The 15,019-nt window shown below is 73.0% G+C and carries 8 protein-coding genes; 3 read left to right on the top strand and 5 right to left on the bottom strand.

The window, feature by feature from the left end; all coding sequences use genetic code 11:
* Genes AB0B94_RS13025 through grpE form a run of 3 tightly spaced genes read right to left on the bottom strand, consistent with a single transcriptional unit; the run spans position 1 to position 5,206 of the window.
* Positions 1-2,661, bottom strand: coding sequence for a hypothetical protein (locus tag AB0B94_RS13025; protein ID WP_357275627.1), 2,661 nt, complete (start codon positions 2,659-2,661; stop codon positions 1-3).
* 5 nt (positions 2,662-2,666) lie between these two features.
* Positions 2,667-4,337, bottom strand: a complete 1,671-nt coding sequence (locus tag AB0B94_RS13030) for an Hsp70 family protein (RefSeq protein WP_357275641.1) — start codon at positions 4,335-4,337, stop codon at positions 2,667-2,669.
* 29 nt (positions 4,338-4,366) lie between these two features.
* Positions 4,367-5,206 carry a nucleotide exchange factor GrpE gene (grpE, locus tag AB0B94_RS13035; RefSeq protein ID WP_357275657.1) on the bottom strand — a complete coding sequence of 280 codons (840 nt, stop codon included), beginning with the start codon at positions 5,204-5,206 and terminating at the stop codon, positions 4,367-4,369.
* Positions 5,207-5,327: 121 nt separating this feature from the next.
* On the opposite strand from grpE, the gene AB0B94_RS13040 reads away from it, so the two are divergent.
* The 3 genes from AB0B94_RS13040 (at position 5,328) to AB0B94_RS13050 (ending at position 10,146) form a co-directional block, all read left to right on the top strand.
* Complete coding sequence (locus AB0B94_RS13040; protein WP_357275664.1) at positions 5,328-6,863, top strand: vWA domain-containing protein; 1,536 nt, start codon at positions 5,328-5,330, stop codon at positions 6,861-6,863.
* 167 nt (positions 6,864-7,030) lie between these two features.
* Positions 7,031-8,173: a hypothetical protein gene (locus tag AB0B94_RS13045; protein ID WP_357275671.1), complete on the top strand. Its 1,143-nt coding sequence runs from the start codon at positions 7,031-7,033 to the stop codon at positions 8,171-8,173.
* Positions 8,170-10,146 (top strand): caspase family protein, encoded by a 1,977-nt coding sequence (locus AB0B94_RS13050; protein WP_357275680.1) that lies wholly within the window; start codon positions 8,170-8,172, stop codon positions 10,144-10,146. The genes AB0B94_RS13045 and AB0B94_RS13050 overlap by 4 nt, the downstream gene beginning before the upstream one ends.
* On the opposite strand, the gene AB0B94_RS13055 is transcribed toward AB0B94_RS13050, so the two are convergent.
* Both AB0B94_RS13055 and AB0B94_RS13060 read right to left on the bottom strand, forming a co-directional pair.
* The gene (locus tag AB0B94_RS13055) at positions 10,143-12,227 is read right to left on the bottom strand and encodes a hypothetical protein (protein WP_357275687.1); all 2,085 of its coding nucleotides are present in this window, start codon (positions 12,225-12,227) and stop codon (positions 10,143-10,145) included. The two genes, AB0B94_RS13050 and AB0B94_RS13055, sit on opposite strands and share 4 nt — an antisense overlap.
* 22 nt (positions 12,228-12,249) lie before the next feature.
* Positions 12,250-14,952 carry a CHAT domain-containing protein gene (locus AB0B94_RS13060; protein ID WP_357275693.1) on the bottom strand — a complete coding sequence of 901 codons (2,703 nt, stop codon included), beginning with the start codon at positions 14,950-14,952 and terminating at the stop codon, positions 12,250-12,252.
* Positions 14,953-15,019 lie beyond the last annotated feature (67 nt).

Genomic DNA, 15,019 nt, shown 5'->3' on the forward strand with positions numbered 1-15,019 from the left:
TCAGGACACCTTCATTTCGTCGATGGGATCGGTGACTCGCACGTCCGGCGGTCGGATGACGAAGCAGCGCAGCCAGTACGGCTTGGCCAGCCCGGTGGGCAGCGTGAAGGGCAACTGCCACGGCGTGTCCGGGTGCAGCGAGAGCCCGGTCACCCGGCTCACCACAGTGCCCCGCTCCGGCCGGGCCGGCATCGCCACTCCGGACGCGGCCACCAGGAGCAGTTCCACCCCCTCGCACGGCTGGTCGACGTCGACGCTGAGCAGTCGCTTGCGGCTGAACAGGCCGCCGTCGCGCCGGATTCGGTAGCCGAACGCGACGGGCACCCCGGCCACCGGCACCGACTCGGCGGCGGAGTACGCCTCGCCGCCGGAGCCGCGCTCCACCGTCCGGACCGAGACCCGGCCACCGGCGGGACCCACCCGCAGGCGACACCCCGACTCGGTGATCTGACCCCGGGTCAGTCGCCGCACCGTCGGCGGGCCGTGCGGCGGAGTGAACGTGACCTCGACCAGGTTGATCGAGGGCGGCCATACCCACGCCACGTTCACCTCGTCACCCGTGCGGCGGGCGATGAGCTGCTGGACCGGCTCGGTCACCCCGAGCGCGAGAGGCTCACCCACCACGGCGGTGTCCGTTGCCGGGTCCACGGTGAACGGGACGTACACGAAGCGTCCACTCGGCACTGTAACTTCCAGCAGGGTCTCCGCCTCCTGCACGATCCGGTCGCTGACCAGCGCCTCGCCGTACCCCTCCATCTCCTCGCGACGGATCCGGGCGCCCGCCGCCCAGGTCGGGCGTAGCTCCGACCGACGGATCGACACGGTTCCGTCGACCGGCGTGAGCCAGGCGATGTGCGCCGTCGCGGTCCGGGCGTCGAGGGCCGTGACGTGGGCGCGTAACCGCTCCACGTGCGAGGGCGCCGCGTCCCGCAGGACGGCGCGCGCCACCACCAACGGTCCTTCCACCTCGGTGCCGCTCTCGTCGCGGTAGACCGGGACGATGCCGTAGTACCGGTCGGTGACGCCGTCCCCGGTGTCGTCCGACAACCCGGCGCGGCTCGCGGGCACCGGCTCCCCGTCTGCCGCCGAGGCTGGCGGCCGACCGAGGGTGCGACGCACCCGGACGCCCTCCGCGGCCGGGTGCGCTCGCCAGGAGCAGGCCAACTCGCCGGGGCGGACCGACACCCGCACGGCGGTGACGGGCGGGACGATGCGCGTCACCACCGTGGCGGGACGCGACCAGTCCCCGCCGAGGCCGGCGAAAACGCCGTAGTGCAGGGACCGGGCGGGCGGCGCTGCCGGGTCCGTTGTCTCGGCCAGCGGGCCCTCGCTGACCGTCTCGCCGTCAGTGGCCGAGTGGGGTGGCCGGTCGGAACGGACGACCCGGTAGCGCACCTCGGCAAACTGGCCCGGCGGGGCCGTCCAGGTCAGCCGAACGCCGGTCTCCGTCGCCCGCGCCGCCAGGCCACGTGGAGGTGGCGGCGCGAGCACGGCGAGCCGATGAACGAGGTCGTCGTCGTCCCCGGCGATCCGTAACGCCGACCGGAGCAGCCGGGCCGCCTCTTCCTCGCGCTCCGAGTGGGCGGCCTCGTCGGCGGCATGCCGCAGCGATTCCACCTCGCCCAGCAGGGCGTCGACCTGGCCGCGCAGCTCATCCCGGTGCGGGTCGTCCACGGGCAGCACCGCGACGGCCTGCCGCGCCGCGAGCAGCTGCCCGTCGGCGACCAGGTCGCGGATCCGGTCTGCCGGACCGGCGTCCTGGCCGGTGTCGAGCGGCAGGTTGGCCACCACCGACCGAGCATCGGATTGCTCCAGCCCGGCGTCGGTGGCGATCCGCACCAGCATCCCGTCGGCGAGCCCTTTGGCCCGCCCCGACCGGAGCCAGTCGACCACCTGGAACAGGGCCACCAGACGGAGGTCCACGCCGTCGGCGGCGGCCCGCTCCAGGAGCCCGAGCGCCTCCTTGCGGTTGCGCACCGCGACCCCGTCGGCGAGCCGGTTCGCCTCTTCCGTCCGGGCTCGCACTGTGGCGACGTCGAGCGGCACCGCCTCCGCGCCGAGCAGTCGGAACGGCGCACCGTCGGGATGCAGCACCTGGAGCACTGTGGGCGCGCCGAGCAGGTCCTGTAGCCGCAGCAGCGATCGGTAGGCGGTGCGCGCCATCCCCGACTCGGTCGGCAGCTCCACCGGGTCGACCACGGCCAGGCCGGCGCGCCGGACCGCCTGGTCGATCTGGTCGGCGTCCAGGCCCGGCCAGTGCCCGGCGATCTCCTTGAGCTGCGCCTGGGTGATCCGGCCGAGGGCGCCGTACGACTGGGCCAGATCCCGGGCGAACCGCTCGGACTCCGCCCGCGCCCCGCGACCGTGTTCCTCGATCCGTTCCCGCCACCAGGACGGCTCGAACATGGCCGCTCCGTGTACGGCGCGCAGCTGTTCGTCCCGGCTGAACAGCTGGGCGCAGACCCGGGCGGCGGAGTCGACGCCGCTGGAGCGCTGGTTCCACAGCCGCCGGACCGCCGTCAGCTGCTCGCGCAGCTCGGCCGCGGACATCTCCGCCGTCACCGCGTAGTGGCGGGCGAGATCGGTGGGCGACAGGCCGCTCGGCCGATCCCGCAGTGGACCGATCACCTCGCGTAGGTAGGCACGCTGGTCGAACGCCATGGTGGTCAGCCCCGCACCGTGATCCCCGCGACGACGTCCCGAGCCTCCTGCACTTCCTCCTCGCTGAGCAGGCTGACCTGCACCTCGATCAGAAGCTCCTTGCCGTGGCTCAGCTCGACCGCGTGCAGCTCCAGCTTGCCGCCGTCGCTGACATCCATCTTGATGCTGATCGGCGAGTGCCGGGGCAGCGGGGGCAACCCGCTGATCTGGCCCTTGCCCTTGTCGACCGGCTTGTTCGCGGACAGCTCGGGGCTCTCCTCGGCGCCGGCCTGCTCGTAGAGCTCGATCTCGATCGCGGTCTGGCCCTCGACCACCGTGCGGGCGCTCAGCTCCCGCTGCTCGATGGGTAACGACTCGTTCGCGTGCACCAGGTGCTCGATGTAGTACCTGTCCGGCTGGGATGCCCAGTCGCTCGCGCTGGTGTCCTGGAGCCTGACCCCGAACGACTTCGGCAGCACCGTGATGATCCGCTTGTTGGCGCTGGCGGTCAGCGCCTCCTCGTCGACCCCGGTCGCCAGCGCCAGCGCCTGGACCCGCGAACGCTTCTCGTCGTCGGTGGGTGCGGCACCCTCGTCGTCCCATGCCCACACCGCGCGGCTGAGCGCGTAACGGGCCGCGCCCTTCGCCACCGCGAGGTCCGGGTCGTGCAGACGTGGCGTCCATCCCCACTTCTCGGTCAGCTGCCGCTCCACGGCGGGCATCTTGCTGGACCCGCCGACGAGCAGCACCTCGTCGATGGCGGCGGCCGGGTCGTCGACCCCGAGCTTCTCGCCGAGTGCCCGCAGTGTCCGCTCGGTGTACTCCATCGTCCGGTTGAGCAGGTCGCCGGTGATCTCCTCGAACGTCTCCCGGCTGACCTCCACCGAGGCGGACGCGCCCGCGTAGCGCATCGGCACCTTGCGCGACGTCACCGTCGACAGCTGCCGCTTGACCTCCTCGGCGGTCAGCGCGAGGTCCTGCATGAACTCCTCGTCGAGCGCCGGGTCCTCGGCCGGCTGCGCGCGGGCGACGAACTCGTCCACCAGGTACCGCACCAGGCGGTCGTCCCAGTCGGCGCCGCCGAGCTTCTGGTCGCCGCCGGTGCAGAGCACCTCGACCACGTCCGCGCCGATGCGGATGACGGTGGTGTCGAAGGTGCCGCCACCGAGGTCGTAGACGAGCACCGTCCGGGTGGTGTCCTTGCCGGGGTCGTACTGCAGGGCGGCGGCGACCGGCTCCGGCACCACCTCGACGACGTCCAGGCCGGCGATCCGTCCGGCATTGCGGGTGGCGTCGCGCTCCAACAGACCGAAGTACGCGGGAACGGTGATCACGACCTTGCTGACCGGGCGGCTGGTGTAGTACTCGGCGTCCTGCGCCAACTGCTTGAGGATCAGCGCGGAGATCGACTCAGGAGTGTACGTCGTCCCGTCGAACTCCCACTGCGCCTCCTTGCCCATGCTCCGCTTGACCCGATCGACCACCCGGGTCGGGTAGAGCCGGGACACGTTCTTGGCGGCCTCGCCGACCACCACCTCACCGGTGTCCTGCTCGAAGTAAACAACCGAGGGGGTGGTCTCGTTGTTGGTGATGACGTTGCGGACGACCGCGGGCCGCCCGGTGTCGTCGATGTACGACACGACCGAGTAGGTGGTCCCCAGGTCGATTCCGAAGAACGTCAGGTTCTCGTCCGACATCCTGCTCCTGTCCGCCGATGGATCGGCTGTCACGGTGTGGGCGCGTGTTGGTTGTCGCTCGTCGACTCCGGACTGGGCTCGCCCGCCGAGGGCTCCGGGTCGGGGATCCAGCGGTGCACGCGGACCGCGGCGGGCACGGCCGTGCGGCCCGTCTCGACGTCGTGGTAGCCGTCCAGAACCACGGCGGCGACGGTGCCGTCCTGAGCGGGGTCGCTCGCGGGGTCGGTCGCGGTGGCCCGCTGCGTCGACGGGTCGAAGGTGGCGCCGACAGCCGGCGTCAGCACGCCGATGCCGCCCCGCTCCAACGTCAGTTCGAGGTTCGCGGCGTAGCTGTGCAGCATCTGCGCGGCGGCCGTGGCGTCGAACGTCGGGGGCAGCCCGGCGGCGGTGCGCAGCAGGTCGTGACGCAGCTTCTGGAGGTCGGTCAGGAGCGGGCGGAGCAGGTGCCGTCTCTCACCGGCCCGCAGCCGCTGGTTCTCCTCGTGGAGCCGGTCGATGACCTGCTCGCGGGCCGCTGCGCGGTCCTGCGTGCGGGCGATCTCGGCCCGCAGCCCGACCAGCTCGCCGGTGAGCCGGTCCGCCAGCCCGGCCAACTCGGTTCCCAGCCGTTCGGTCAGGCTGTCCAGCCGGTGCGGCGCGTCACTCGTCGGCTCGGCGGATACCTCGCTCGCTGGCTCGGTGTGAACCTCGCCCGACGACTGGGCGGAGACCCCGCTCGACGGTTCGGCAAGGACCTCGCTCGTCGGCTCCGCGAGAGCCTCGGCGGCCGGCTCCGGCCGCTCGGCCGTCAGCTCCGGCGGCGGCTCGGCCACCGGCCCGGTCGCGACGACGCTGGCCTGCTCCGCGGGACCGTGCGCTTGCTCGTGCACCGGTGCTCCCTCCCCTGGTCCGTCCACCGCCACGGTGGGCGTCTGGTCGTCTGTCCCTGACGGACAGCCCGGCCGTCCGTCAGGGACAGACGACAGACAGCGGGGGCGGAGGGCGATCAACATGATTCGGCGTACGGTGGCAGCCGCCGCGGCGGCACTGACGGCGGTGGCGACGGTCTGCCTACCCGTCGCGCCGGCGGTGGCGGCGCCGAACAGCGACGAGGTGTACGCGGCGCTCGGCGTCAACCAGGTCGCGGCCGACTACGTGGTGATGGTCGACGTGTCCCGGTCGATGCGCGACGGCGGCCGGTACGAGCAGGTGCGGCGGTCGCTGCGATCCTTCCTGGCCGCGCTCGCGCCGGACGACCGGGTTGCGCTGGTCACCTTCGCCGATTCGGCGCGGGTGGTGTACGACGGGCCGGTCGGGCGTGCCCCCGACCAACTGGTGGCGAAGCTGCCCAGGACCGCGGACGGGCGGTACACGGACATCGGCGCGGCCATCGAGACCAGTCTCCGGCTGTTGGCCCGCAAGGGCATGCCGCCGATCGCCACCGTCGTCCTCCTCACCGACGGGCGGCACGACCCGCCTGTGGGCAGCGCGTACCCGTTCGAGCAGGGCTACGCCTGGAACGAACTCGTCCGCTCCGGCCGGTCGCTGAAGAAGACCTCCCTGACGGCGTACGCCGTGCCGCTGACCGGCTCGACGGGTGCGCCGCTGCTCGCCCGGGTCTATCCCGGCGCCAAGCTGCTCGCTCCCACGTCGATCGACCGGCTGGGCAGCCAACTCGAACAGCCGAAGGCGTCGGCCCGTGCGGCGAAGGCCCGCAGCGTCCTCGGCGCCGACGTGACCCACGGGGTGCAGGTCGTCTGGCCGGCCGGCGCGGCCCGCCTGGGGGCCGGCCGGACCCGGCTGGAGGTCCGGCTCCGGTCGACCACCACAAAAATTCCGCTGGTCGTCGACAACCTCGTTGTTCGTAGTGACCGGCCCGACGTGCGGTTGTCAGTGCCGAGCGGGCCGGTGGAGCTGCCGGCCGGCGGCACCGCGATCGTTGCGGTGACTGTCGACTGGGACGCCGGCCCTCGGCGGGTGGCGCCGCTGGCCCGGGTCACTGCCGACGGGGCGTTGACGCTTGACGGCGAGGTCGACTCCGCGTGGGCCAAGGTTCTCAACGATGAGCTAGGCGTCAGCTTCGCCCCGCGGCTGGACGGCGGCTCCACCCGCGGCACCCTCTCGGCCCAACGCGGCAGCATCTGGTGGTGGTCCCTGGGTGCGGTGCTGTTGACGGCGTTGGCAATTGCCGGCTGGTGGGGCCGCGGGCGGCGACGGCAGCCGGCCCTCACCGGCACGTTGCGCTTCCACGACGCCTCGGGCGGTGAACGTGACCTGGTGCTCAGCGGCCGCCGGACCGCCATCACCGCGGACTCGACCGGGCTGCCCGGGTACGGCGAGGTGACAGCACGTCGGCCTTCCGTCGGCGCATCCGAGGTCCGGTTGATGATCGGCTACTCCCGGGATGGCTCGGCCGCCGCCCGGGAGGTCGGCACCTGTGGCCCGGAGGAGACGGTCGAACTGGGCGGAGTCGACTTCACCTGGCGCACCGCGACAGCGGCGGCCACCGCCGCCGCGAGAAGCGGACTGATCGGTCCGTCGCGGTGATCGGCGGCCCGGCAGCTACCGCCTCAGGCCCGAGTGCTGCGGTTCCGCTTGGCGACAACGACCTCCTCGCCCTCGGCGAGCTGGTGTCGACCGACGGCCGCCACCCCGGGGACGACGGGTCGACCGAGCCGATCCGCGTACGGTGCGGGCGACCGCTGCTGTACCCCGTGCCCGGCGAGGACCTGCCCGCGCACCTGCGTCGCCGTGCCGAGGCCACCGGGCGGCGGTACGTGGGGGCGCTGTTCGCTTTCGACCTCGACGCTCTGCCGCGGCGGCGGCGGTACTCGGCCGCCCGGTTCGAGGTGAACCTGACCGATCCGGCGGCCCTCGCGGTACGGCTTGACGGCGACGGTGGCACGCTCGGGTTGAGCTGGCCGGCGGCGCTCGCCGAACCGGCCTCGACGACGGCGGTGCACGCGGTGGCGGCGGCCCGGGCCCGACCGGGCTGGTTGGCCCGACTGGCGACCCGGGCCGGTTCGCCGCGCGCCCATGTCTTCGGCATCCACCGCCACGACTTCGGCTGGGTGTACGAGGACCCCCGAGGGGACCTGCTGGTGCCCCGCGTACATGGCATGCACGCGCTGCTGGAGCTGCCGTACGGCGTGACCCGGGTCGCCGGGTCACTCGACGTGCGGGTGCGGGTGACGGGTGGGCGCGATCCGTACAGCGCGGGGCTGCGCGAGTCGGTGACGTTCGACGAGGCGTTCGAGACCGGCGGGGCGGCCGAGGGTGCGGCGGTCCGGCTCTGCGTGGCCGTTGACGTCACCGGCTACAGCCGGCGCAGCACCGCCGGTCACGAGCAGGTTCAGCGCGATCTGGTCGAGCTGCTGGCCGAGGTCCGGCAGGGCGCCGGCGTACCGGAGTCGGCCGTCCGGCCCCAGCCGCAGGGCGACGGCCAGTTCACCGTGCTGCCGGCAGGGATCGACGAATCGGTGGTGATTCCTCGCCTGGTCGCTGGCCTGGGCCAACGGTTGCGCGCGCTCAACGCCGGCCGGTCGGCGGCGGAGCGGCTGCGGTTACGGGTGGCACTGCACCGGGGTCTGGTGAAGCCCGCCTCGAACGGGTGGGTCGGGGTGGCGGCGATCGCCGTGCACCGGATCCTCGACAGCTCACCCCTGCGCGACGCCTTGACAGCCCATCCGGCAGTCGACTTCGTCCTCGGCGTTCCCGACGTGCTGTTTGAGGACGTCATCCGGCACGCCACCGAACCCCCGCTGCCGGCGGACTTCGCCCCGGTCACCGTCGAGTTGCCGGCGAAGGGGTTCGTTGAGCACTGCTGGCTGCACCTCGGGCCCGAGGAGTCAGCGTGAGCACGCTCTACGCCCTGCTGGTCGGCATCAACTCGTACCGTGCTTCGACGGTGCCCGACCTGCGCGGCTGCCGTACCGACGTGATGGAGGCGCGGGCCTTCCTGGAAACCCGGCTGGCGCCCGGCGTCAGCCTCGAACCCCTGTCGCTGTACGACGGCCAGGCGACTCGGGCGGCGGTGATCGAGGCGTTCCGGTCCCACCTGGGCCTGGCCGGCCCGGCGGATTCCGTCCTGTTCTGGTTCAGCGGTCACGGTTCCGAGGCGCCCGCCCCGGCGTGGTGGTTCGAGGAGTCGACGCTCATGCTCCAGACCCTCGTCTGCGCGGACAGCAGAGACGGCGAGGTGCCCGACCTGCTGGACAAGGAACTGTCGGTGCTGCTCGACGAGGTCGCCGGGCGGGCCGGGCACGTGGCGGTGGTCCTCGACTGCTGCCACTCGGCGGGTGGCACCAGGGAGCTGCCGGGCGCCCACGCCCGGACGGTGGTGCCGATGGCTACCGCGCCGGACCGGGAGTTGCTGCTGCCGGAACTGGCGGTCGCGGTGCCCGGGCGGACGCCCGATCAGGAGCACATCACGCTGGCCGCCTGCCGCTCGGACGAGCTGGCTGGGGAGATGAGCCTGGGCGGCCGGCGGCGGGGTTTGTTCAGCTGGGCTCTGCTCAACGCCCTCGGCCGGTTGGGTCCGGCGGCAACCTACCGGGATCTGCTGGTCGCCGCGCAGACGGAGGTGGAGCAGACCGTCTACCGGCAGGTGCCGCAACTGTTGCCGGCACACCGGGGCATCGCCGACCGGCCCTTCCTCGGCGGTCGGTTGGCACCACCCGCCTCCGGCCTGCTGCTGCGCTACGTCCGCCAGGGCTGGGAGGTCGACGCGGGCAGTTGTCACGGGCTGGTCGGTGCCGGCACCACCGACGAGATCCGGCTGGCCGTGGTGGGTGACGTCCCGGTGCGGGAGGTCCGCGTGGTCCAGGTGCTTGCCGAACGGAGCCTGGTCGAGCCGATCGGCTGGCAGCCCGACCGGGACCGGCAGTACCGGATGGTGCTCAGCCAGGTGCCGCTGCCGGTCACCACCGTCCTGGTGGGTGGGCCCGGCCAGGACGGGCCCACCGTCGCGGCGGTCCGCGCGGCGCTGCGCTGCGCCGGCCCTGGAGGTGGGCCTTCACCGCACCTGCGTCCAGTCGACCGGTTGGACGTCGACACCGTGCCGGAAATGGTGGTGCGGGCTCCGCGGCGCGGAGTGGCCGTCGTGGTGGACCGGTCCGGCGCCCCGCTCACGGGGGAGCTGACCGACGTCGGCTCGGACGGGGCGCGGCAGACCGTCCACACCCTGGAGCACATCGCCCGATGGCGGCAGATCCGCGAGCTGAACAATCCGGTGACCGGCCTGGCCGGCGCGGTGACGGTGGAGATGGTCGCGGCGCTACCGGGCGAACACATCGCGCCGTTCGACCGGCCGCCCATCGCCGCCGACGCCGACGGTGTGGTACGGCTCCGCTACCAGCGTGGGCCGGGCGGCTGGACGCCGCAGACCGTCTTCGTCCGCCTGCACAACCACAGTGACCGGAAGCTGTTCTGTGTCCTGCTGGATCTGACCGAACGGTTCCGGGTACACGCCGAGCTTTTTCCAGGGAACTTCGTCGCCCCGCACGGGCGGGCGGCGGCCCTGCGGGGACGTCGGGTCGTGGCGGCCCTACCGGCGGGGGAGGCACCCGAGCCGGGCGCCCGGGTGCGGGACTGGCTCAAGCTGGTGGTGGCCGAGGAACAGTTCGGCCCGGCACCGTTCGAGCTGCCGGCACTCGGTGCGCCGCGCGGTGTCGACCGGGGGCCGCTGGCAGTGTTGGGGTTCCTCGACCGGATCGGGCGCGCGGTGCAGCACCGCGACCTAGTGGCCTCCGCCGAGGACGGCGCTTACGACTGGACGACTGTCACAGTTCCTCTCGAGGTGGAGGTGCCCGGAGCTGAACGGTCGGTCTAGAGTCCCCGCAGAACCATCGCGGTCCGGTACGCCGGCTCGGTGAGGTCCACGGTGCGCCCCGCGAGGGTCGCCGGCAGCAGTGTGGGGGCGATCCGTTCCGGAGCCTGAAGCCGTCGGCCGACCGCCCGCACGGCCGCTGCGGGGCGCAGCCCACCGCGGACCAGTTCGGTGTGCAAAATGTTCAGCATCAGTGTGGAGACCGGGCGGGGCAACGGCCGGACCCAGTCGACCACGGCGGTGAACCCGGCGGTGAGCAACGCTTCGGCGAGCGGTGCCGTTGTCGCGTCGACGGGTGGCAGGACGGCCAACCCGCCCTCCCTCTCGGCGTGGCCCGCCCGCGCGGTGATGGCGTCCGGTGTCAGCGCGGCTGGCCCGGCGAGGGCGAGCGCGCCGTCGCTGTCGACACCGCAGTCGAAATGCAGCATCGACGCGTCGAGGTGAGCGAGGACCTCGTCGGGCGTGCCGGCGCCGTCGGCGCCCGAGCCGACCCGGCCGAGGACGACCGACCGGGGGTAGAGCCGCCGATACCGCTCCACCTCGGCCGGGCCGCGGTCACCGCGCGGGTCGCTGACAAGCACCGGCGCCTCGGTGACCCGCATCGGCACCCGGCGGGCCAGCTCGCCCGCCTGCCGGGCCGAGGTGACTGTGGAGACCACCGCCTGGTCGTCGTCCGGCATGCGGCCGCCGCCGACGACGGCGACCCGGTTGGGTAGGGCGTGACCGGGAGGGACGTGGTCGAACCGGCCGCTCTCGGTGTGCAGCAGCAACATCCCGTCGGCAAGCGGCCAGGCCAGCGCCGCGACCCGGACGTCGTGCAGCGCCGCGGCCACCGGGGCGAAGCTCGCTCGCAGGGTCTCGCCCAGATGTCCGGCGGGGTGGCGCTCGTCGAGCAACCCGGCCAGGGTCAGGGCGAGCGGGACGACGCCGGCCGGTTCGCCGGGAAGGGTGTCGGTGACCGCCAGCAGGTGCGCGGCGGCGGACCGGACGTCGTCGTCGGTGTCGCCCCAGCCGCCGCCGGTGTCGGCCCTGCCGCGCAGGTACAGCGCCACCGCCAGGGTGATCCGGTCCACGGGGGTGGCCGCGCCGCCCGCCGCGTGGGCGACCGAGCTGGCCAACCCCACCAGGTCGTCCACCAGATCGGCCGGCGGCGTCGGAGCGCCGGGGCGCAGCAGAGCCGCGAGGGCGGCATCGGGTTCAGCGCCGCCGAGCCGCTCGCTGAGGGCGTGGCGCAGCGTCACCGGGTCGGGCGGTGTCACCGGCGGCCGGGGAGTGGGTAGGGATGCCTCCTCGGTGCGGTCCGGCACGGTCACGACGGCGACGGGGCGGTCCAACGGGTCAGCGGTCGCCTGGGCGGACAGGTCGAACAGCGAGGGCATCGGGACTCCGGTGACGGTGGCACTCCCCATCCGTTTCTGCATCTCCTGAAGGGTGGTCATCATCCGCATCATGGGCGCGAGATCGAACGGCATGGTGCCGGATCTAGGCGCCCGGAAGAAGTCCCGCACCGCCTCGGCCATCTCCAGCATGGCTTTCGTGGCCTCGGCTACCTCGGCGCCCAGATGATCGTCGGCGGTCACCTGGCGAAAGCACTCCACCGCTCGCTCAACCTCGGCCAGCGTGGCGGGGTTGGCCGGGACGCCGCTGAGCCGCCCCGCCAGGTCCTCGTTGCCGAGGCGGCGCACGACTCCGACCACGTAGAGCTGACCGAGGGTGAAGCGAGCGATGGCCGCGATGGCGGGTGGTAGCCCGACGGCGGCAACCGCCTCCTCCAGCAGCTCGATCGCCCGGTCCCGGTCCTCGTTCGGGCCGCCGTGGGCGACGTGCCGTGTGCTCAGCAGCCAGCCCAGCTGGGCGGCGATCTGCGCGCGCAGCGGGTCACCCGGACCGAACGTATCGTGCGCCTGCCCCAGGCAGTCGATCGCGTCGTCGAGCGCCGGCCGCCCGGCCGCCTGGCCGGGGCCGATGCGCCAGTAGCGGTCGCTCAGGATCTGGGAGAGTTCCATCAGGGGGCGGACGCGGGCGGGCCCGTTCAGCCGGGCCAGTTGAGCCCGCAGCCGTTCTTCCTTCTCCTCGTTCACCATCGGCCCCTCTCGTCCTCACGCATCAGTGTCCCCAGTGGACAAAACCGGCCCAGGCCGTGACATGGGAGAGTTCGTCATGGGCCAGGTTGCGGCGTAGTAGCGCCGGCATACCCTCCGGGATGGACCGGTCCGGGTCGAGCATCCAGCCCTGCGCCCGCCGCAGCGCTTCCCACGCGGGCAGCCCCATCGTGATCAGGTGGTGGTGGAACATGTACATCAGCACCGAGGTGGCCCGGTCGGGGATGGCCCACTGGGTCGAGAGCACCGACCGGACGCCGCCAGCAAGAAAGGCGGTGCCCAAGCTGTATGCCTCGTCGTAGCCACTGATCGCCTGACCCGTCCGGCACGCGGCGAGCACGATCAGGCCGATGGCGCGCTCCGGCGAGCGCGATAGCAGCTCGACCAGCTCCTCCGCGGTCAGCCGGCCACCGTCGGCCAGCAGCAGGTAGGAGGTGGCCGTCGCCGGGTCGGTGTTGATGACGCCGTGACAGGCGAGGTGCAGCATCCCGCCGGCGCCGGGGTTTCTGCCGGTCAGCCAGGCTCGCACTTCGTCGACGCTGCCCGGGCCGGACCGGCTCGGCGACCCGTCGGCCCGCCGACCCACGTACCGGCCACCGGGGTAGAACGACCGGTGGATGGCGTACGCCTCCACCCGGGCCGCGGCCAGGTCCGGCGCTTCGCCGCCCGGGTCCGGATCCCCGACGACCAGGCCGACCGGTGTCGGCGCGACCGGAGCAAGCGCCGCCGAGTGGCAGAGCATCCGGGCCGAAGCGGCCTGCGAGATGGCGACCAGCCGCACCGCGTACGTGCCGTCCGGCCGGCGGGCCGCCTGCCACGGGATCCGGGCGAGTTCCCCCATTGGCACCAGGACCATCCGGGGCGGTCGATCGGTGATCGGGCGGGGCAGTGAGGGTAGGTACCGCTGCACGAGTGGGCCGATCGCCGCCCGCCAGGCCCAGTCGCACATGGCATCGAGGCTGCCGGCGAAGTCGGCGGGGTCGTCGAGCGCGGTCAGGTCCCGCTCCGGGTCCGCGATCACCGCGTCGCGTCGGACAAGGGCCGTCAGGTAACGCTCCACGTCAAGGTCGTCGAACAGATGCAGGTTGGGCAGGGCCAGGTAGGCGGGGGGACCCTGCGCGGCCGCGATGACCGCGTAGCCGGGCACCGGTGCCGCGCCCGGCACCAGGTAGACGAGCGCGTCCGCGTCGACGGTGTGCAGCGCGGCCCGGATCTCGCCGAGCGTCGGCGCGTCCAGCAGGGCCCCCGCGTTGCTCTGCTCGGTGAGCACGGTGAGCACCTCGCGGCGCAGGTCGATCGGGACTTCCTCAGCCGCGGCGGACGCCGCTGTGCTACGCCACCGAGACGCGAGGTCGGGTCGGCCCGCGTCCTCGAGCCGACCGGGGATCTGCCGGTTCTCCGTCGCCGCGTAGAGGGCCAGGCCCCGGCCGGCGTCGAGCGCGCGGATCGCGCGGGCCGGATCGTGGAACACCAGGCACTGGCCCGCCACCTGGACGGCCTCCTGGGCGGCTCGGCGGGCGGCGGAGTTGGCCGCCCGCAGGTCGGTCTGGAGCAGCACCCGCCAGACGTGTTCGCGCAGGCCCTCCAGGGCGACGACGTGTGGGTCCGCCACCCCAGCGTGCCGCCGCCGCACCTGTGACAGCAGTTCGTTGATGACCGACCACATGGGGTGTGCCGGCCCGCCGGCCAGCCGTTTCGCCCGTTCCAGCACCTCGTCGGCCTCAACCGCGTCCGCCACCGAGCCGGTTACGTCGCCCTGAGTGGTCAGCCCGAGCGCCAAGCCGACCAGGTGCGAGGTGAGGCGTGTGTCGTCGGGCGGGGCCAGGTCCACCGCCGTGCGGAAGTGCGCGACGGCCTGTCTGACACGGGCCGGATCGCTCTCCTCGCCGAGGCCGAGCATCGCACCGCCCATCCCGGCGTAGTGCATCGCCCGGTCGCCGGGGGAGAGGTCAGGCCGTTGGGCCATGGCCGCCATCGCAGCGAGCTGTTCGGCAGTGGCGCCGGGGACCGAGCCGGTCTCGTCGGCATCCGCGCGAATGGCCGCCAGCGGTGTCACCATCGGCTCCAGGGACAGCACCGACGCCCGAAGCGGATCCTCGGGCGGCAACCGCTCCACCGTCTCGCGGAGTTGGTCGAGGGCCGGCCGAAAGTCGCCACCACTGTGGTGCACAGTGAGCATGTCGGTCAGGTTGGCGAAGGCGTCGCCGAAGGTCGCCAGCGCCGGGTTGGCGGCCAGCGTCTCGCGAACCCGACGGGCCTCCTCGGGCAGCCGCTCCATCGCGGCCTCGTCACCGTTCTCCATCGCCCGCAGCGCACCGATCATGGTCTTCATCGCGTCCCACAGCGGAGCCAACCTCGCGTCGTCGCCGCTCGGCGTCGTCTTGAGGAGGGTCTCCGCCTCGGCGAGCACGATCAGCGGGTCTGCGGCGTACCCCTCCGCCCCGGCGTGCAGCATCGGCGCCATCCGGGCCGCGGCGTGCACCATCGGCCACTCCGGGGTGTCGGGTGGAGCCGCCTCGGCGATCTCGAGAAGGCTGTCGAGTTGCCGCAGCCGGTGAGGATTCGCCGTCGGAACGCTACCGATCAGGGCACCCAGCAGGTCGGCCGCCAGGACGCCCCGGATGGTCAGGTCGGCCGGCAGCCGGTGCAGGTCCTCGACCGCCGCGTCGAGATCGCCCCGGCCGAAGGCCGCCCGACTGATCGCCACACACCGCCTGGTGATGTCCGCTGCCCCGTCCAACCGTGTCCCTCCCGCGTGCCACCGTCCGACTACT

Origin of the sequence: Micromonospora sp. NPDC048986 (assembly GCF_040649335.1) — a bacterium.
In the GTDB taxonomy this organism is placed as follows: domain Bacteria; phylum Actinomycetota; class Actinomycetes; order Mycobacteriales; family Micromonosporaceae; genus Micromonospora; species Micromonospora alfalfae.

What these genes read in the sequence shown, in the direction of transcription:
- AB0B94_RS13025 (WP_357275627.1), bottom strand. Translation starts at nt 2,661, where the DNA reads ATGGCGTTCGACCAGCGTGCCTACCTACGCGAGGTGATCGGTCCACTG.
- AB0B94_RS13030 (WP_357275641.1), bottom strand. Translation starts at nt 4,337, where the DNA reads ATGTCGGACGAGAACCTGACGTTCTTCGGAATCGACCTGGGGACCACC.
- AB0B94_RS13040 (WP_357275664.1), top strand. Translation starts at nt 5,328, where the DNA reads ATGATTCGGCGTACGGTGGCAGCCGCCGCGGCGGCACTGACGGCGGTG.
- AB0B94_RS13055 (WP_357275687.1), bottom strand. Translation starts at nt 12,227, where the DNA reads ATGGTGAACGAGGAGAAGGAAGAACGGCTGCGGGCTCAACTGGCCCGG.